This is a genomic window from Collinsella sp. CLA-ER-H5 (genome assembly GCF_040092375.1).
GTDB lineage: Bacteria > Actinomycetota > Coriobacteriia > Coriobacteriales > Coriobacteriaceae > Collinsella.
The window spans coordinates 1-18,712 of record NZ_JBBNLR010000023.1; the positions used below are offsets into that span (position 1 = coordinate 1).

Here is an 18,712-nt window from a genome sequence, read left to right on the forward strand (position 1 = left end):
GGAGAGCCGGGACCAGATTGCCCGGGTTGCCCGGTCGGCTCGCGCGACGGCGCGGCGGTTCCACAGAAAGCTCTCCGGACTTCACGCCGTTTCTGATCGCATTGTAGACAGCCATCTCGTCTTCGCAGTCGGCGAGCACGCGGTGTGCGTCGTCGTTTTGGATGTCCAGTAAATCTCGAAGGTCCTCCATGCACCAGCGTCCGAGATTTGGCCATGCGCGTTGCGCGAGCTGATAAGTGTCGATTGCGATGTTGTAGTTAAAGTCCAGGCCAAAGCCGTCCCAGGCAGAACGGCTTTGTTTCCTTGATTATCAACTTTATCCGGACACTTCCCGGATTCACCCGTGTGTGTACGGATGAATGCGGGGCTCGATAGCCCGGCGGCCTGATCGGCAGACCGCCGGGAATTCTCACTCCTCGAAAAAAGCCGGCACTCGGTTAGTCCTGCGCATCTTGAAATCGCCAGACTCGTGGGAGACGTAGAGAATGCCGTCCATCCCATCTCGTGATGCATACGACAGGTGAACTGAACCGCAATCCGCTCCATCATTGTCGAGAAGATCGAACGAATTCGGGTCGCTCGTTGCGGCCAAACGACCACTCAGACAAGAGCCATCGTCATTACAGATTTGCCATTCCATGTCTTCGCCTGCAAGAATCGCCATAGACGGCCTGGTCGCGCCATCGTTGACATACATCCCGTCTATGCCAAACCCATTTTCAGCGCCATCGATGAACGACTGCTCGGACCTATACCTCGCAAATGATGCACATAGCACCATTGCAAGACAAAGTACAAAGCCAACAATCGCTATCTTTGCATAGCTCTTGCCTATCATGTCATTCACCTCCTTCGTATGTATCGAGGTATTCCTGCTTGAGCGTCTGCGAGGACGACTTGATCTTTTCCACGAGCGTGCCGGCTTCGATGAAGTAGAACGAGTTGGTAAGGTCTGCCAGGTCGTCGAGTAGATGGCTTGAAATGAGCACGCTGCGTCCCCGCGCCACTTCGCTGCGCATCGCGTCGCAGGAGGTTTTCCGTTTTCCCGGATCGAGGCCGTTCAGCGGTTCATCGAGGATGAGGTACGGGCAATCGGTCGCTATCGCCATGGCAAGCTTTACCTGCTGCTTCATTCCTGTCGAGAGTTTACGGGTCGGCTTGTCGAGATATGGGGAGATTCCGAGGGAGTCGCAGAGCGAGTCGATGTCGGCGGCCGATTTCCACGCCTCCCTAACGAAAGCAAGGTGCTCGATGGCCGATAGCGTGGGATAGAGATCCGCGCTGCCCGAAGAGCTCAGGTAGACGAGTTCTGCAAATTCGGCTGATCGACGCTGGCAGATTCCGTCTGCCGCCAGGCTTCCCGAGCGGATGCGGGTGGGAAATTGGCCCGACAGCGCTTCAAGAAGGGTGGTTTTCCCCGAGCCGTTGGGAGCAACGAGGCCCGCCGCCGTTCCCGGGCTCAGGAAAAGCGACCCGATTGAAAGTATCGTCGTGCTTCCGTATCCCACGCTCGCGTCTAGAAGCTCGAGCCCATGGTGCTTTTTCGCGGGTCCAGGCTGTTTGGGGGAACGTGTCGCAACGGCGCCGACCGCAAAAAAGACCGCGACGTATATCAGGGCCACGGCAAGCATCGATGCACCGCTTGAACCGGAGTCAATGAATTCTGTCGGGAAGCATCCTACGTAACCCGTTGCCTCGATAGGCGAGAATACGGCCAGCGGCAGGAGATTGAGCGCGGCGTTATGCTCCAGTGCCGAATCGGACAGTAACGGGAATACCGGGGCCGCGACAAGCAGCGCGGAGGTAAGGGGGCCCGCGAGGACGCGCCTCGTTGCGGTCGATAGGACGGCGGAGCAAACGGATATCAAGGTTCCGCCCGCAAGCAGCGCGAGAAGCAGGGCTGTGAAGACGTTTCCCGCAGTCGTGGTGGTAAGCGCGCCGTCATGGAAGAAGGCGATCGGGTACCCAATTTGCCCGAAGCCGTTTAGGGCCAAGGCGTAAATGCCCCCGGGCGCAAGGCCGGCGAGGAGCATCGCGGTCCCCGCGGCGATTATCGAAAACACGATCTGGATAAGGCGCCGGAATTTGGGCACGGGCGCCTTCGCCGCCAGGGTCGCAGGCCTTGTGGCCCCGAGCAGGAGTATCGACGAGAGAAGGAAGGGAATGAAGGGGAGGAAAGACGGCGCCGTGGCAATGGCGTAAGGCAGGAAGGAAAGGAATGGCAGGTCGTTTGCGGAGGCCGGGATATCCGTGATGCCGGAGCTGCTCAGGGCACGGCAATACGCGAGGTCTGCGTCATTGGTCTCTCGGTCTCCCACGATGGACCCGGATTGGAAGCCTTCGCCCATGAGCGCGTAGTAGCTCTCGGCAGAATCGAGAAAGGCGGCGTCGGTTTGAGCGGCAAGGGCGGCGTTCGCGTATCTTGCAAGCTCCGCGTCAGCTTGCTGCTCTGGCGATAGGTCTGTGCCGTTGGCCTGGGGTGCGCGCGTATTGAATGCGTCGACAAAGCTCTGCATACCCTGCTTCATAAAGAAGGGCCCGTAGATGGGTGAATTGAACGCAATGGGGACGGAAAAGGCTGCAGCGAGAACGAGCGTACAAATCCATGCGGCCTTGTCTCTTAGGATCAGTTTGAGAAGAAGTCGACAGTACATTTGGAAGCACCTACATTCCTCAAAGAATCGTTAGATTAAAAGTAACAAACCGGATGAAGATACGTGCGACGGGGGCGAGGCGAATGGCTGAGCGGTATCGATACGCGGGTTCAACGGTATTATATTGACCACATAGATTTTTAACTTGCATTTCTAACAGTTAAGGAGACGGGTGCTTTCCAGCACACTCCTTCGATGATGCCTTCCGCTAGTTGCTATGCCGGTTTCAGCCAACAAAGAATGTGCCCGGGCGCTCAGGTTCACCGTTAGCGTTGGCAACATATGAGATGGGCCAGACCCTTGCCGCGCGCCGATTGCGCGAGAGGTGTCGGGCTCCATGTTTATTCCACCTGCTTGTTATCAACCAGCTTCGTTCAACGTTAGACATTCAAGATGTCAGACGTCGAACCTGCGCCAAAGACGCAGCTGGGGCTACTAGTTGCCTACAATCGCTCGCGAAGCTCGCCTGTTCGTGCGTGAATATCTGACAGCTCCGTCAGACATTGTCGGACATTTGATTGTTCGACAAATGCGCACGTGGTCGCGTTCGCAAAGATTACTGAACGGTCGATGGGTGCGTTGAGACCGGAGCAAACGGCGGATGCCAGAAAAATGGCCTCACAGAATCGCACCCATGGTTGATAAAATTGACCGCCTTGGCGCAAATACCCGGGCGGTCAATTCATCCCCTCGTTCGCGATCCTGTTGGGTTTTGGGGCTTTGACATGTTGTTGACGGATGGATCAGCCGTACAGCTTGATCTCCCGGGGTTCCATGTGGTCGTCCCCCAATAAGACGTCCCTGATGTAGCTCTGCGGCAGGAACTCAACGGGCAGCACTGGGTCCTCGACGTAGCCGGGCACGGGGAGTAGGCGTGGCCTTTGGATATAGCGTGGCCGCCTGCCGGCGGTCGGACTGCCACTTCAGTCAAAAGCTCAGGCGCGCGCATTAAAATAATGGATATATCGCTTGATGGGCTTTTGACCAAGCATGATCATCGCAGGTAAATCCGTGTACCAATTTTTGGTACACGGATTTACCTGCGGTTTGTTGAAAGCTCTGACATGCGCTGTCGACTTCATTAAAATCGATTGCCGATCAAGTCTTCCTATATATGCGAGCCCCAAGAAACTGCGCTGTGAACCTGAGTCCTCTATCGATCGGCCCGGTGCACCGGGCCGCTGCCCTCGAGCCGGCAACAGCTTGCCGGTCTCAAAACGTATACTTGATTTAAGTCGGAGTGGAATGTGGGCGCGCAAGGAGATGCGGAATCGATGAGAGCCTCAAAAAAAATTACTGCAGTGTTATCATCTTTCATCCTCTCTATTCTTCCATTTCTGATTCTATGGGCGGCTTGGTCAGTCCTCCCTGATACAATTCCCGCTCATTGGAGTGGGGGTGTGGTTGATCGATGGGGTAATAAGCTTGAATTGCTGGTTGTTCCGCTGTTTTCTCTGATTGGTTCTATTGCAATTTCTGTGTACCTTATTGTTTCCACGCGGCGAAGAGAGTTCGCGGATTTCTCTGTTCGAATGCGACGGGACTTTGTTGCGTGCTATATTTCTAGTCTTCTTTTATCGACAACCTGCTCAGTGATAATTGCCGTTTGGGTTCAGTTGATTCTTACGCAAAACACTGCGGTTGATGGGGGGCTTGGACTATCGATCCTGTATTCCCTTCCCGGGCTATATGTGATCTTGTGCGCTTTGCCGCCTTTTTATGCGAGCGGCGAGAGTAAAAAGGCAGAGCGCCTGATAACAGTTCTTATTGGCGGCGCGGAGATTGTTCTTTGTGGAATAGTGCTTGAAGGTTCGGCTGCCTCTTATGCGATGATTGGACTGATGATTCTGTTCTGTGCGTTTGAGATTGTGTCACAGGTAAGGGATAGCCGGTCCTTATGAGTTGAATTACGCGCGTGCGGATATAAAGGGTGGCATGTTAAATTTGTTGAAAACTCTGACATGCGCTGCCGACTTCATTAAAATCGATTGCCAATCAAGTCTTCCTATATATGCGAGCCCTGAGAAGCTGCGCTGTGAACCTGAGACCGCTATCGATCGGCCCGGTGCACCGGGCCGCTGTCCTCGAGCCGGCATCAGCTTGCCGGTCTCAAAACGCATGCCGTCCGGTACGACCAACAGCCGAGTCTTGCGCCCAGTTCGAGCAGCGCCAGAGCCCCGTGCCGGAACCCACGCAGCCGATGGCAGGGGAATTCAGCCGCGGCCATCGAGGAGCCGACCCAGGGACGGCGCCCCCAGTCCTCAAAAGATTTCCACCGCCCCCTACAGGCCTGGATTGATTTAACAGTTGATTTAATCCGGCTGAACAAGCCGAGCATGGGCCGGTTGACAAAATGTAAGGTAAAAAAGCAGATACGACCGTACGCCGGTGCGGGGTTCGGGTGATGTGATAGAAAGTAATACACGTATTACATCTAACCGGGAGGTGCATCATGGCAACCGCCACCGCAGCCCTGAGAACCCCCGAGGACCTCGCGAACAGGTACGACCGCCTGGCGAAGTCGACGGGCCGCACGAAAACCTTCTACATGACGGAGGCGCTTGCCGCAGAGATAGGCAGGCTCGAATACGAGTACGGCCTCATGAATTATCCGGGAAGCGTTTGGTTGCGAGGTATGCCAGTGTGAGGGCCTGATTCGTCAGGCCCCGCACAGGGGGACCGCGATGGTGGCCACCGCGCCGCCCGAGGGGCTGTTGGCGAGCGAGACGGAGCCCCCGTGGGCGCTCGCGGCCTCGGAGGCGACGTGGAGGCCGAGCCCGTAATGGCGGCCTCCGTCGCGCGAGGAGCGAGAGGAGTCGTCTGTGAAGAGGCGCTCGCAGCCGCGTTCGAGGGCGGCGGGAGAAAAGCCCGGTCCGTCATCGGCGACCTCGATGACGAGGTATCCACCAGCGACGTCGCAGGAGACCACCACGCGCGAGCGCGCGTGCTCGGCGGCGTTGGCCACGAGGTTCGCGGCGGCTCGCGCCAGGGTGGTTCGGTCGAGTGGGGCCTCGGGCGCGCCCGCGACAGCGGGGCCCGTGGCTGCGTCGAGCGTCACGCCTCGCGCCCGGGCGATCTGGGCGGCCTCGGCGAGGACCTGCTCGCAGAGCTCGGCCGGCCGCATGGGGGCCCTCTCCGCCCCGCCGGACCCGCGCGAGGCCTCGATGAGCAGGCGCACGTAGCCGTCGAGCCTTTCGACACTGCCGGCTATGTCGCGCGCGGCGGCCGCGAGGTCGGCGTCTTTCTCGTCTTCCAGCTCCTCCGCCACGAAGTCGGCGTTGGCGCGCAGCACGGTGAGCGGCGTCTTGAGATCGTGGGCGAGCGACGCCACCTGCTCGCGCTGCCCCCGCTCCGCGATCCAGCGGGCCTCGAGCGACTCGGCGAGGGAGGCCCGCATGGCGTCCATCGCGGCGAGGACGTCGTTCACCTCGCGCACGTTGGTGCTGTCGACCGCGAAGTCGAGCTCCCCCGCGCCGACGCGCCCCGCCGCCTCCGCGAGCGGCGCCATCTTGCGCGAGATCACGCGGCTCGCGCGGCGCGCCACGAGCGCGAGCGCGAGCGCGCTTCCCGCCGCGGCGCCGACGAGCATGAGGTTCTGCGGGTTGGGAAGCAGGCCGGCGAGATCGCGCGAGACCCACTGCGGCAGGTACTCGCTGACGAGCGCGCATGCCCCGCCGTCCTTGAGCGGGAACGCGGCGTAGGTGAGGCCCGAGCCCCCGCCCTCGATCTCCACTGTGCCCGGATCAGCGGCGAGTGCCGTACGGGCCATTTCCGTCGCGTCCTCGAGCCGCGTGCCCTCGAGGTCTGTCATCAGCGCGTATCCGTCCTTGTTCAGGATGAGGTAGCGGTACGCCGTCGGCACGTCCTGCTGCCCGCAGACGCCGTCGCGTGCCAGGCCCTCCGCGACCTCGCGCGCATTGGCCGGCCCCCAGCTTGCCTCGTAGACGAAGCCCACATTGATCGCCGCGGAGAGCGCCATGAACGAGGCGAGCCACGCCGTGGCGACCGCCGCGAACGCGTAGGCGAAGTAGCGCGCGATGACGAAGGAGAGCGGCATGCCCCCGCGACCTCGCGCCCCGGTCCTCAGAGCTGCCACTTGTACCCCATCCCCCAGACGGTCGCGATCGGATCGGCGCCGGCCTCGGAGAGTTTCCTCCGGGCGCGGCTGACCTGCATGGGTATGGCCGCGTCGTCGGCGTCGCTCTCCCAGCCGAGCACCGCCTCGCGTATCTGCGCGCGGCTCATGACCTGCCCGGGGTGGCGGGCGAGGTACTCGCAGATGGCATACTCGGTGGGCGTGAGCGGCACGGCCTCGCCGCCCACGGCGAGGCCGCGCGCCCCGAGGTCGATCCGCACCTCCCCGAAGGAGAGGGCGTGCGAGCGCGGCCGGCGCTCACGGCGTAGATGGGCCGCGACCTTGGCGCGCAGCTCCGCGGCCCCGAAGGGCTTGCGGACGTAGTCGTCGGCGCCCAGGCCGTAGGCGGCCACGGCATCCTCCTCGGCCACGCGAGCGGTCAGGAAAACGATGGGCCCGTCGAAGTCCGGACGGATCTGCCGCACGAGCTCGAAGCCGTCGAGCCCCGGCATCATGACGTCGCAGAGCACGAGGTCGAAGCGCGAGAGGTCCATCCCCGGGACCGCCGTCGGGTCCGCCGCCCTGACGACCTCATGGCCGTCGCGGCCGAGGACGCGCGCGAGCGCGTCGAGGATCGCCCGTTCATCATCCACTGCCAGTATCCTCGCCATGTTCGACCTCCTGAAACTTCCGTCGGAATTGTACTAGCGCCGCGCTCAGCGGTCCAGCGCCCCGCGCGCAGCGCCGACCCCCAGCCGGCGTCGAGCAGGGCATTCCCGCCCAGGACGAGCGCTGCGGAGAGGAGGACGAGCATGGCGGCGAGCGGCCTCCTACGCATCCGCCCTCCCGTCCTCGAAGCGGCAGAACCAGGCGAGAAGGACGGCGTCGGCTGCCAGGGTGAGCACGAGGCTAGCGAGCGCAGTCGTGAGGAGAGGGCCCGCCGCGCGTGCGGCGTCGATGAAGGCCTCCACCCCGAGCGACCCCAAGCGCGCGGGCCAGGCGAGCGGCACCCAGCTCAGGGGCGTCGCCAAGGCACCGGTGAGCTCGCCAGTCATGAGGCCGTGAGCAAGTCCGCCCACTGAGAAGAACGCGAGGAGCATACCCGCCGCGCCGGCGCCGATGGCGGCGTTGCGGCCGAGGCGCAGGGCCACGCCGAGCCCCAGCGCGTAGAGGGGCAGGCTGCCCAGCACGATGCCCGCCCAGGCGGCCGCAAGCGGAGCGGGCCCGAGCGGCAGGCGCCCGGCGACGGCGAGCACGGCCCCGAACACGCCGAGCGCCACGGCCAGCGCGCCCGCGCCGAGCGCCGCAAGGGCGAGTAGCTTCGCCGCGACGGCGCGCCCGCGCGAGGGGACCGCCGTGAGGTTGGCGAGGCGCCCGGCAGCGCGCTCGTCGTCTACGGCGAGCCCGCAAACGATGGCGGACATGAGCGGCATGAGGGCGCCGAGGAACTGGACGTAGGCGTCCGCGCCCAGCGCCGGGTCCCATCGGGCTATGGAGAAGTACTCGCCGCAGGCAAGTCCGGCTGCCAGGCCGCAGACGAGGTGCACCGCCGTGAGCGGGGAGCGCGTCAGGCGCAGGGCCTCGGAGAGCAGGGCCCGCGAGAGAGTCATGCGCGGCGTCGGGTCGGAGAGTCGTGTCATGGCCATCACCTCTCCTCGGAGCGCGCGAACCAGGCCGCGCCCGCCGCCGTGAGCGCGGCGAACGCGAGCGCGCTGACCGCAAGGCCCGCCAGCGTAAGCATGCCGTCCGCCGCGAGCGCCCCGCCGAGCGCCATGTCCGCCGCGAGTGGCTCGCCGCTCGGCAGCACGGGGATGAAGCTCGTGGGGATGACCATGCTCGCCGACGGCGGAAAGAGCTGCGGCAGCGGCACCAACGACCAGGCGAACCCGCCCACGAGCTGCGCGGCGAGCGGGCAGAAGATGCCCGCGAGCATTCCGAGCCGCGCCGTGAGGAAGAGCCCTGCGGGGATCATCCACGCCGCAGTCACCGTGTTGGCGAGCGCGCAGAGGAGCATCGTGAGCGTGCCCGCGGCCGTGAGGCCCTGCGAGGAGAACGCCGATCCCGCGAGGTAGATGCCGAAGACCACGAGGTTCGAGAGCGTGCAGAGCGCGAGGCACCAGAGCGCCTTGGCCCACCAGGCGCGCCCGAGCGGGAAGCCCAGGCCCAGAAGCCCCCGCATCCGCGTGCGAGCGTCCGCCCGCGCGACGCACGCCACCACGAGCGAGAGAGACACAGGCAGGAAGAGCGCGTACCAGTAGTTCCACGCGCTGAAGATCTGCACGCCCCGGTAGGGCATCGCGCCGAGCAGCGGCATCGGCAGCGCCATGAGCACGGCCAGGCGAACCGGTGCCGCGTGGCGCGACTTCAGGGCCTCGGCGCGCAGGCCCGCGAGCAGGCCGCCTTTCTCGCCCGTCATGCCGCCACCTCCCCGCGTGCTCGTCGCCCTTCCCGGCAGAAGCTCATGAAGAGTTCCTCGAGGTCCTGCCCGGGCCGAAGCGCATCCTCGTAGGCGAGGCGCCCCCCGCAGATGATGCCGATGGTGTCCGCCATCTGCTGCACCTCGGAGAGGATATGGCTCGAGACGATCACCGTCGTACCCGCCGCCGCGAAGCCGCGGATCTGGTCGCGCAGCTCCTCGATGCCGATGGGGTCGAGGCCGTTGGTGGGCTCGTCGAGCACGAGCAGGCGTGGCCGGGCGATCAGCGCCAGCGCGAGCCCCAGGCGCTGCCGCATGCCCATCGAGAAGCGCCCGGCGCGCTTCTTCCCGGTGTCCGCGAGGTCCACGGCGGCGAGCACCTCATCTATGCGGCTCTCGGGAAGGCCCAGCAGCGTGGTGCGCACGCGCAGGTTCTCGCGCGCGGTGAGGTTGGGGTAGAGCGGCGCCTCCTCGATGAGGCTGCCGATTGCGTAGAGGTCCTCGCGGCGCCAAGCGTGCCCGGCAAAGAGGATCTCCCCGGCCGTCGGCCGCAGCATCCCGCAGATCATCTTAAGCGTTGTCGACTTGCCGGCGCCGTTGGGGCCGAGCAGCCCGTACACCTCGCCCTCGCGGATATGAAGGTTCACGTCGGCCACGGCGTCCTGCGCCTGGTCGCCGCGGCCGAAGCGCTTGGTGAGCCCGCGCGTCTCGAGCATGTAACCCATGGGTTTATCCTTTCTCTTCCGGGCGCGCGGGCCGATTCACCGTGCCCGCGCGTCTTACCTTTCGGGTTCACCATCCATGGTGGGGCGCGTTTCTAACGAAGCCGTAACGGCCGATGGGCTCTTTTGGTGCCAGCCAATCTCGACCCGCACGCATTTGCTTAAAGCAACAACTTTCCCGATCGATGTAATCACCGAATCAAAACGTGTACACCAGCCACCAAAGATGCCGAAAAATGTCGCTTTTGGAGGCTGATGTACACAAATGCAGAATCCAGCGCAGCCCAAAGGCGCCCTCCACATGTCTGGACTCTCTATGCTTACGCTGGATAGACATCGCTAGAACGGGTATAGTATCGAAAGTTTTGTCGTTTACCAGCGGGGGAGTCCTGTGGGCATCAAGAAGAAGATCAAAAAGGAGCTTATCGGCACTTCCGATTACCCGTCGAATAAGATCTTTACGATCTCCAATTTCATCACCTTTACGCGCCTGGTCCTCACGCTCGTCTTCCTGTACTTGTTTGTGACGGACAACAACCGTGTCGTCGCCATTGTCATCTATGCCATCGCGGCTTCCACCGACTGGATGGACGGTCAGATTGCCCGTATGACCAAAACGGTCTCGTGGCTCGGCAAGGTCATGGATCCCATCTGCGACCGTGCGCTGCTGTTTACCGGCGTGCTGGGCCTGGTAGTCCGCGGCGAGCTTCCCATCTGGGTCTGCGTGCTCATTATCGGCCGCGATATCTACCTGGGCATCGGCACGCTCATCGTGCGCCATTATCACCGTCGTCCCATTGACGTCGTCTTTCCTGGCAAAATTGCAACGGCGCTGCTCATGACCGGCTTCTCGCTCATGCTGCTTGGGTTCCCCGTCGTGGACGGCTGGCATCTGCTGCCTGCCACGTTCACGGCATTCCCGGGCCTCAACGGCAGCTCGGTGCCCCTCGGCATCTTCTTTGTGTATGGCGGCGTGATTTTCTCCATGCTCACCGCCGTCATTTACTCTGTTAAGGGCGGTATGGCCATTAAACAGGCCATCGCGCATCCCGAGGACGAGGACACCGACTTTCTCAACCCCGAAATCGAAGACTGATTCATTGGGGTATGATTACGTACGGTACATTTTTTGCGGCACGTCCGCGTTAGATAGGGGTTGTCATGGACAACAAGGTTAACAATATGCCTCAGAACGATAAGACCGCGGACGCTACCTGCGTTTTCCGTGTTCCTTCGAGCGATGTCACCGTTCCCGACCTTATGGCCAACGTGCGCATCACCGCTCCGGTTCTGTCCATCGTCAAGGGCCCGCAGACCGGAGCTGCCTTTGAGCTCGAGGACGACGTGACCACCATCGGCCGCGATCCCGCGAACGGCATCTTCCTCAACGACATGACTGTCTCGCGCAGCCACGCACGCATTATTCGCGAGGGCCTGGGCGCCCGTATTGAGGATCTGGGCTCGCTCAACGGCACCTGGGTCGACGGCGCCATCGTCAACGGTGCTCCGCTGCACGACGGCTCTTCCGTTCAGATCGGTACGTTCACGCTCATCTACCACGAGAGCACGCCGGAGCGCATCGAAACCGGTGAGTAGGTAATGGCCGAACGCAACTATCTGAGTATCGGCCAAGTCGTCAACCTTCTTCGAGGCGCATACCCCGATCTATCGAACTCAAAAATTAGATTTCTAGAAGATGAGGGGCTCATCACCCCTCATCGTACGCCTAAGGGGTATCGCCAGTACTCCAAGGAAGACGTTGACCGTCTCGAGGTCATACTGCACCTGCAGAAGACCCGCTATATGCCGCTCAACGTCATTAAGCAGCGCTTGGAAAACGCAACGGACCTTTCCACGTTGGCTTACGAGGTGGGTCTTCTGTCCGATGTTCCGCTTAAGACGGAGCCCAAGGAGACCAAGCAAAAGCTGCATCCTATCGAGACGATCCCCGACATGCTCGGTGTTGAGATTTCGTTTATCCGCTCCCTTGCCGAGAACGATCTAATCCGCATCATCAAGAGCCCGCAGAACCGAGAGCTCGTCGATGGCCGAGATTTCCCGATTATCCGTTACTGCTCGGAGCTGTCGCGCTTCCACATTGAGCCGCGTAACCTGCGTCAGTACGTATCGTCGGCAAACCGCGAGTCTTCGATGTTTGAGCAGGTTCTCGTGAGCATGCTCGGCATGGATACTTCCGATGACGAGCGCGACGCCAAGCTCGAGCGTGCTTTTAAGAAGCTGCACGACCTCACCGAGGGTGTGCACACCGCGCTACTTAAGAACCGTGTCTTTGAGTCGCTCAACGCCGTGGTCGAGGACGCTGACATCGATGCCCTCGATGAGGAGATCGCGCGTTCTGAATCCACCAAGGCTAAAAGCGATGGGGCAAGCGTCCCCGCGGTTGCCGCGCACGACGAGTCGCTCGTGCAGCCGTCCAAGGTCGTCGTCCCCTCGCATAGCTCGTCTGCTAACACGGACAAATAACCGCCGTTCACCCGGCAATCCATGAAAGGTCACGCCATGTACGACTTCGAATCTCATATCGTCGATATCCCCGACTATCCCGAGCCCGGAGTCGTCTTTAAGGACATCACGCCGCTCTTTGGCAATCCCGAGGCCCTGAAGGCCATGGTGGATGCCTTGGCCGAGCATTTTGCCGACATGGGCATTACCAAGGTCGTCGGCCCCGAGGCTCGTGGCTTTATGGTCGGTGTGCCCGTGGCCGTCGCCCTGGGTGCCGGCTTTGTTCCCGCACGTAAGCCGGGCAAACTGCCGCGCAAGACGGTAAGCGAGAGCTACGAGCTCGAGTATGGAACGGATTCTATCGAGATCCACGCCGATGCCATCAGCTCTAAAGATACCGTGTTGATTCTGGACGACTTGGTCGCGACGGGCGGAACCGTCGAGGCAACAGGTAAACTGGTGCGAGATATGGGCGCAAAGCTTGTGGGCTACGGTTGTATCCTCGAGCTTGCGTTTCTCAACCCGCGCAAGAAGCTCACGCCTTCTAACGAGGACGTTGAGCTCTTTAGCCTGGTAACGGTGGACTAGCCGCTACCCTTAGATACCGGAAAGGAAGCTACATGCGCACAGCAAATACGCACAAAAACATGGCACGCTGCGCTGCTACGGCAACCCTCGCTTGTGTTTTGGGCCTGGGCCTCGTGGCTCCGGCCTACGCCGATACCGCATCCGACCTTGCCGCTGCTCGAACTAAACTCGAGCAGATTGGCACCCAAACCCAGCAAATTCATGAAGAACTCTCCGCACAGACGCAGGAGCTTGATCAGACTGCAGGCGAGATCACGCAAAAGCAGCAAGAGATTGCCGAAGGTCAGGCAAAGCTTTCGAGCTATGTTGCCGGTGAGTACAAGACCGGCGGCCTGAGTCTCCTTCAGGTCCTGACGGGCGTCGACGATCTGGGCGACATGCTCAACCGTCTGTTCTACTACGGTAAGGTGTCCGACAAGCAGGCCCAGACCATTCAGGAGGTCAAGGACCTTAAGCAGCAGCTCACCGATAAGCAGACCGAGCAGGAGAAGAACGTCGCCGCGACGCAGAAGAAGGTCGACGAGCTCAATGCCCAGCAGGCTGAGGCCCAGAGTGTCGTGAACTCCCTGGATTCTCAGCTGCAGGCCGAGCTTGCTGCCGAGGCCGAGGCCAACGCCGCGCTGCAGGCCGGTATCAACGCCAGCACTGCCGAAAAGGCCACGGTGAGCAACGATACCGCCGGTACGACTGAAAACACCAACAATGGTGGCGGTACGACCAACAACGGCGGCGGCAACACGCCCGCGCCTACGCCCGCTCCTGCTCCCACGCCGCAGCCCGTGACGCCCGCTCCGACTCCGACGCCTTCCGCACCGAGCCAGTCCGTTGACGGCGGTTCCGTTGTTTCGCGCGCCTACAGCAAGCTCGGATACGCTTACTCTTGGGGCGGCATTGGTCCGAACAGCTTTGACTGCTCCGGTTTTGTAAGCTATTGCCTCACGGGCCGCTACTGCCGTCTGGGCACCACCGGCACTTTCATGGGTTGGACCCGCGTGTCCGATCCCCAGCCTGGTGATGTCGTGGTTAACTCTTACCACACCGGCATCTATATCGGTAATGGTCAGATGATTCATGCTTCCGACTACAAAACGGGCGTCATCATCAGCTCCGTCGCAGCCGGTATGAACAACAACTACATCTTCGTACGCTACTAATTTTATTACTGCAGCGAACGAACGTGGGCCTCGCGATCTTGAATCACGAGGCCCATTCTTTTTGCCCCAACCGTTTGCCATAAGATCAGTACGGCTATCTAGTATTCAAAACTAGATAGCCGTCCAATCAATCAAAAAGATGGCTATAATTGTTGGGGAACAATTAGAAAGGACCCTCAATGAGCTGGGCACTTATCTCCGATTCGAGCTGCAATCTTCGCGATTGGCAACCAACCGCACCTCATACCACCTTTGCATTTGCACCCCTTAAGATCCGAGTGGGGGAGCGTGAATTTGTTGATAACCTCTCGCTCGATGTTCACGAGCTCAATTGCGCCGTGCAGGCGGAGTCGAGCGCTTCTTCGAGCGCCTGTCCAAGCGTAGGGGAGTGGGCTGAACTTTTTAAGCTTGCCGACAAGACGATCTGCATGCCCATCTCGGAGGGCGTATCGGGAAGCTACAATGCCGCGGCCACCGCACGTGACATGGTGCTTGCCGAGGAGCCCAACCGCCAGATTCATTTGGTTAACTCACGAGCCGCGGGTGGCAAAATGGATCTGATCTTCTTGCTGTTCGACCGCTATCTTGCGAGCAACCCGGACGTTTCCTTTGAAGACGCCTGCGCTTACTTCGATAGTCTCGAGCAAAACAGCAAGATCCTCTTTAGTTTATGCAATTACGAAAACCTTGCGAAGGCCGGACGTATCCCCAAGGCGGCCGGAGTTATTGCCAACAAGCTCAATATCCGCATTTTGGGCACGGCGAGCGAAGCGGGCAAAATTGAACTCGTTGGGCACACGCGCGGCGAAAAGAAGATGCTCACCAAGATTGTCGACACCATGGAGGCCGAGGGCTTTACTGGCGGCGAAGTCGTTATCGACCACGTCGAGAATGAGACGGGCGCCCAGGCACTAGCCAGCCGCATTGTGGAGCATTGGCCCGGCTCTAAGACCATCATCATGCCCTGCAACGGGCTAGATTCTTACTATGCCGAGATGCACGGCCTCATCATCGGCTACGGCATGGGCGTGGCTTCGGGCCGATAATATCCAACTAGACAAACGTACGGGCGGGATAAGGAGCCTTGGCTCTTTATCCCGCCCGGTCTTATACCTCGGTTAGCTATTAAACCCATTGAACTTTAGGTAGCTCATCAGGTACGCCTTCGATACAAAAGACGAAACCGCACTGCGTACGAGCAGCGATTCGCGCGTAACCTGGTGTGCGGTATCGGGCACGGGAGTCTGCTCGACGGAAAACGCCGCACGAATCGATGCCTCAAGTTGATCGACTACATAATCGAAGGCCGTCGGAGCATCGTAGCTCAAGCGCTGAATATTAAAGAGCGCCTGAACCGCAGCGATGGGCAGCACCTGCTTAAAGATGCAAATGGCGATGAGACGCGCAATCTGCTCACGGCCATACTGCTTTTTAACCGGAGCAGGAATGAGGCCGACCTTCACGTAGTTATTGATCATCGAAGGCGTGATAACGGGCTGCTCAACGCAAATCGAAAGCGGCTCCATCCACAGCGCAACATATTCAATAACCTGATCGCGATAGAGCGTTACGTTGGGCAACTGGTCATAGCGTGGCAGGCTCAACGCGTTAAGTTTACCCACCATATCGGACTGAATAAATGCATCCGGCAGCACCGTCGGCTGAATATCCTCCGGCTTAATGCTGACCGATGTATCGGACATCGGGATAACATGTTTAACGTGGTTCATAAGGGTCCTCCGTTCGTTTACTATATTGTATTCTAGGTTATCTAGTTTTGCATACCACATAGCCGCTAAGTAAAAGTGGTTGGACAGCACATTGTTGCACCGTCCAACCACTATGTTTAAAGATAGCAACCTTACATAAGATATATTATCGTACTTATCCACGGAGAAATGCGTATGCGCTGGTTGCCGCTATGGCTCCATCAGAAACGGCGGTCACAACTTGGCGTAAACGCTTGGAACGGATGTCGCCAGCGGCAAATAGACCTGGCGTGCGGGTCGCCATGGATTCATCAGTCAGAATGCCGCCATCAGGCGCCAAATCAACTAGATGCTCAACAAGCTCGGTATGGGGTTGCGTTCCGGTAAAGACAAAGATGCCAAACGAGCCGGGCTCAAATGACTCGGTATGAGTCTCGCCGGATGCATTGTCCTTAAAGGTAATCGTCGTTGGCATGACTTCGCCGGAGAGCTCCACAATACTAGTTTGGTACCTAACTGAAATATTATCTTTTGCAAGAACTTTTTGAACCACACCATCGGGGGCACGGAACTGATCGCGGCGCAAAACGACGGTCACGCTGCTGGCAATTTCTGACAAGAACAGAGCTTCCTCACAGGCAGCATTGCCGCCGCCGATGACAAAGACCTGCTTGCCGCGGAAGAACATGCCGTCACATGTTGCGCAATATGAAACGCCACGACCGCGATACGTATCCTCGCCAACGAAACCAGCAGATCGCGGCGTGGCACCCATGCAAGCGATAACGCTCGAAGCCAGCGTATCGCCCATATCATGATGCACCGTAAACAGCGCTGTATCGGCATCGTAATCGATACCCGTAACCATGCTCCATGCAACCTGTGCTCCCAGGCCCTCTGCATGTTGCTGAAAACGCTCGCCGAGTTCGGCGCCACTCAAGAGCGGAATGCCCGGATAGTTCTCGACCTCATTGGTTGTGGCGATCTGCCCTCCCGACATGCCCTGTTCAATCACGGTCGTCGTTAGGTTGGAGCGCGCAGCGTAAATGGCGGCAGCATAGCCCGCGGGGCCGCCACCGATAATAGCAACATCGATCGGCTGATGGGTAGTCATGAAGAGACCTCCTGTCGAAAGATTGGCGTTCTTTGCGCTCATACCCAAATTTAGGCAAACGTGACACTCATGCACTACAATGATTCTTTGCAAAACAAAGATTAAGGGGAGTTATCGATGGATCAAACGCAGACGAGCGACGACGCTCCCCTGCTCACGCACAGCACTCCCCAATCGGAGCAAACCACGCTCTTGGCGAAGCAAAAACCTCTCGTGACCATCGTGCACGCCTCCGTCGGCTCGGGCCACAAAGCCGCTGCAAATGCGATTGCGCAGGCATTCGACCTCATCCGCGGCACCAATGGCATCCCCGAGGATGTTGAGATTGAAGTGCTCGATATCCTTGATTTTGGACGTATTAAATTCGACGGCAATAAGACCGCGGCTTCTTTTACGGGAGCCACGCGCCCCATTTACGACCTGACCTGGCGATATACGCTTACGGGGCATCTTCTCTGGGGTGGCGGCACGGCATGGTCGCGTATTATGTTCCCCGCCTTCAATGAATATGTCCGCAGCCGCAGGCCCATAGCCGTGGTTGCAACACACATTACGGCAGCCAATGTTGCTGTGGGCGCCCGCGTCATCACGGGTATCGATTACCCGGTCATCTGCGTACCAACAGACTATGAAGTCGAAGGCTTTTGGCCCCACAAGGACACCGACCTGTTCTGCGTAGCCAACGAATTTATGGCCGAGACACTTCGCCCCCGTAAGGTTCCCGAGACCAAAATCCGCATTACAGGCATCCCCATTCGCGCCGGGTTTGATACGGACTACAATCGCGAGGAAGAACTTGAGAAGTTCAATCTCCCCGCTGACAAGACCGTTGTGTTGGTGATGGCCGGTGCCAGTTTGCCTCAACCGTACGTTCGCTTTCGCGCGGAGATGGACCGCACACTCCCCTTCCTGCGCAGCTTCGAGGACATGCACTTTGTCTTTTTGCCGGGCAAGGACGAGGAATACGCCACCCGCCTCAAGACGCTCTTCGACGCCATGAAGCTCGACAACGTCACGGTTCTGGACTACGTGGACGACATGGCGGCCCTCATGCACGGCTGCGACCTGGCAATCCTCAAATCGGGCGGACTCACGGTCACCGAGTGCCTATGCGCACATCTGCCGATGATCCTGCTGGGCAAATCATACGGTCAGGAAAAGGCCAACACCACGATGCTCACCGGCATGGGCGCCAGCATGCATGTCACCACCGCACGTGAACTCATCGTGACGTTGCGCCATCTCCACGATCATCCAGAGTCGCTCAAGGCACTGCTCATCAATGGCGAAGTGCTGCGCCGCCCCCGCGCAGCCGAGGACATCGCCATCGCAGCCATGGAGCTCGTAGGCAAACCCCAAAAACGTAAACGAGCCTTCTGCCGCTTCTACTGGGGCGGAAAACCTGCTCATATCAGGTAGACGAAAGTCCGCTGTTCAGCGGGAGCCGCCCATATATCATTCCATGCTCAAACATTCTCGCTGCGCTGCGAAACTGCGCGTGGAACGATATATGGGCGGCTCCCGCTGAACAGCTACGTTTACTTACTAGCAGCTACTTCGGTATCCCCTCCATTAGAACCTGCAAAGGTAAAACAGGAAAATATAAATAGAGTTAGTCGATGCGACAAAGGAGGCATCCCTTTATCGCATCGGCTAACTAGAAAGATTGTTTTATGTCAAGCATGGAGCCCTTTCGCCTGAGCCCCATACATATCGTCCCGCGCGCAGTTTCGCAGTGAAGCGAGAATGTTTGAGCACGGGATGATATGTATGGGGCTCAGGCGAAAGCGGGATCCGTGCGCCCCTGCGAAGCGAGA

General features: G+C 59.7%; 19 protein-coding genes. 9 read left to right on the plus strand and 10 right to left on the minus strand.

Annotated features, from left to right (window positions below; translation table 11 throughout):
- The 3 genes from AAAX31_RS08405 to AAAX31_RS08415 form a co-directional block, all read right to left on the minus strand.
- Positions 1 to 190, minus strand: a 190-nt coding sequence (locus AAAX31_RS08405) for a hypothetical protein (RefSeq protein WP_349076874.1), incomplete at its 3' end; no start/stop codon positions are given.
- 219 nt (positions 191 to 409) lie between these two features.
- On the minus strand, positions 410 to 838 hold the full coding sequence (locus tag AAAX31_RS08410; RefSeq protein ID WP_349076877.1) for a hypothetical protein: 429 nt from the start codon (positions 836 to 838) through the stop codon (positions 410 to 412).
- Position 839: 1 nt separating this feature from the next.
- Positions 840 to 2,516 (minus strand): ATP-binding cassette domain-containing protein, encoded by a 1,677-nt coding sequence (locus AAAX31_RS08415; protein ID WP_349076880.1) that lies wholly within the window; start codon positions 2,514 to 2,516, stop codon positions 840 to 842.
- 1,385 nt (positions 2,517 to 3,901) lie between these two features.
- Here AAAX31_RS08415 and AAAX31_RS08420 point away from each other — a divergent pair.
- Together AAAX31_RS08420 and AAAX31_RS08425 are read left to right on the plus strand one after the other, a co-directional pair.
- Complete coding sequence (locus tag AAAX31_RS08420; RefSeq protein WP_349076881.1) at positions 3,902 to 4,555, plus strand: DUF1648 domain-containing protein; 654 nt, start codon at positions 3,902 to 3,904, stop codon at positions 4,553 to 4,555.
- A gap of 551 nt (positions 4,556 to 5,106) precedes the next feature.
- Positions 5,107 to 5,301, plus strand: coding sequence for a ribbon-helix-helix domain-containing protein (locus AAAX31_RS08425; protein ID WP_117717075.1), 195 nt, complete (start codon positions 5,107 to 5,109; stop codon positions 5,299 to 5,301).
- A 12-nt stretch (positions 5,302 to 5,313) separates the two neighbouring features.
- Here the strand turns inward: AAAX31_RS08425 and AAAX31_RS08430 are convergent, their stop codons facing one another.
- From AAAX31_RS08430 to AAAX31_RS08450, 5 genes are all read right to left on the minus strand, one after another.
- Positions 5,314 to 6,711 carry a HAMP domain-containing sensor histidine kinase gene (locus AAAX31_RS08430; RefSeq protein ID WP_349076883.1) on the minus strand — a complete coding sequence of 466 codons (1,398 nt, stop codon included), beginning with the start codon at positions 6,709 to 6,711 and terminating at the stop codon, positions 5,314 to 5,316.
- A gap of 26 nt (positions 6,712 to 6,737) precedes the next feature.
- A complete protein-coding gene (locus AAAX31_RS08435; RefSeq protein WP_349076886.1) occupies positions 6,738 to 7,400 on the minus strand; it encodes a response regulator transcription factor in 663 nt (220 codons plus the stop codon).
- 159 nt (positions 7,401 to 7,559) lie between these two features.
- On the minus strand, positions 7,560 to 8,369 hold the full coding sequence (locus AAAX31_RS08440) for a lantibiotic ABC transporter permease (protein ID WP_349076888.1): 810 nt from the start codon (positions 8,367 to 8,369) through the stop codon (positions 7,560 to 7,562).
- A gap of 5 nt (positions 8,370 to 8,374) precedes the next feature.
- Positions 8,375 to 9,145, minus strand: a complete 771-nt coding sequence (locus AAAX31_RS08445; RefSeq protein WP_117839911.1) for a hypothetical protein — start codon at positions 9,143 to 9,145, stop codon at positions 8,375 to 8,377.
- Positions 9,142 to 9,870: a lantibiotic protection ABC transporter ATP-binding protein gene (locus tag AAAX31_RS08450; RefSeq protein WP_349076891.1), complete on the minus strand. Its 729-nt coding sequence runs from the start codon at positions 9,868 to 9,870 to the stop codon at positions 9,142 to 9,144. Before AAAX31_RS08450 ends, AAAX31_RS08445 begins: the two co-directional genes overlap by 4 nt.
- A 388-nt stretch (positions 9,871 to 10,258) precedes the next feature.
- Between AAAX31_RS08450 and AAAX31_RS08455 the strand changes: the two genes are divergently transcribed.
- The 6 genes from AAAX31_RS08455 (at position 10,259) to AAAX31_RS08480 (ending at position 15,118) form a co-directional block, all read left to right on the plus strand.
- Positions 10,259 to 10,963 carry a CDP-alcohol phosphatidyltransferase family protein gene (locus AAAX31_RS08455; RefSeq protein WP_349076893.1) on the plus strand — a complete coding sequence of 235 codons (705 nt, stop codon included), beginning with the start codon at positions 10,259 to 10,261 and terminating at the stop codon, positions 10,961 to 10,963.
- A gap of 65 nt (positions 10,964 to 11,028) precedes the next feature.
- Positions 11,029 to 11,463, plus strand: coding sequence for an FHA domain-containing protein (locus AAAX31_RS08460; RefSeq protein ID WP_195544586.1), 435 nt, complete (start codon positions 11,029 to 11,031; stop codon positions 11,461 to 11,463).
- Positions 11,464 to 11,466: 3 nt separating this feature from the next.
- Positions 11,467 to 12,351: a MerR family transcriptional regulator gene (locus AAAX31_RS08465; RefSeq protein WP_349076895.1), complete on the plus strand. Its 885-nt coding sequence runs from the start codon at positions 11,467 to 11,469 to the stop codon at positions 12,349 to 12,351.
- Between the two features lie 36 nt (positions 12,352 to 12,387).
- Entirely contained in the window at positions 12,388 to 12,918 is a 531-nt protein-coding gene (locus tag AAAX31_RS08470) for an adenine phosphoribosyltransferase (protein ID WP_117776247.1), read from the plus strand.
- A gap of 32 nt (positions 12,919 to 12,950) precedes the next feature.
- On the plus strand, positions 12,951 to 14,072 hold the full coding sequence (locus AAAX31_RS08475) for an NlpC/P60 family protein (RefSeq protein ID WP_349076899.1): 1,122 nt from the start codon (positions 12,951 to 12,953) through the stop codon (positions 14,070 to 14,072).
- Between the two features lie 179 nt (positions 14,073 to 14,251).
- Entirely contained in the window at positions 14,252 to 15,118 is an 867-nt protein-coding gene (locus tag AAAX31_RS08480) for a DegV family protein (RefSeq protein ID WP_349076901.1), read from the plus strand.
- Positions 15,119 to 15,190: 72 nt separating this feature from the next.
- Here the strand turns inward: AAAX31_RS08480 and AAAX31_RS08485 are convergent, their stop codons facing one another.
- Positions 15,191 to 15,802: a DUF1836 domain-containing protein gene (locus tag AAAX31_RS08485; RefSeq protein ID WP_349076902.1), complete on the minus strand. Its 612-nt coding sequence runs from the start codon at positions 15,800 to 15,802 to the stop codon at positions 15,191 to 15,193.
- A gap of 154 nt (positions 15,803 to 15,956) precedes the next feature.
- Positions 15,957 to 16,937 carry an FAD-dependent oxidoreductase gene (locus AAAX31_RS08490; RefSeq protein ID WP_349076903.1) on the minus strand — a complete coding sequence of 327 codons (981 nt, stop codon included), beginning with the start codon at positions 16,935 to 16,937 and terminating at the stop codon, positions 15,957 to 15,959.
- A 75-nt stretch (positions 16,938 to 17,012) separates the two neighbouring features.
- Here AAAX31_RS08490 and AAAX31_RS08495 point away from each other — a divergent pair, with 75 nt between their 5' ends.
- Positions 17,013 to 18,314 (plus strand): glycosyltransferase, encoded by a 1,302-nt coding sequence (locus tag AAAX31_RS08495; RefSeq protein ID WP_349076905.1) that lies wholly within the window; start codon positions 17,013 to 17,015, stop codon positions 18,312 to 18,314.
- The last annotated feature ends 398 nt before the right edge of the window (positions 18,315 to 18,712 follow it).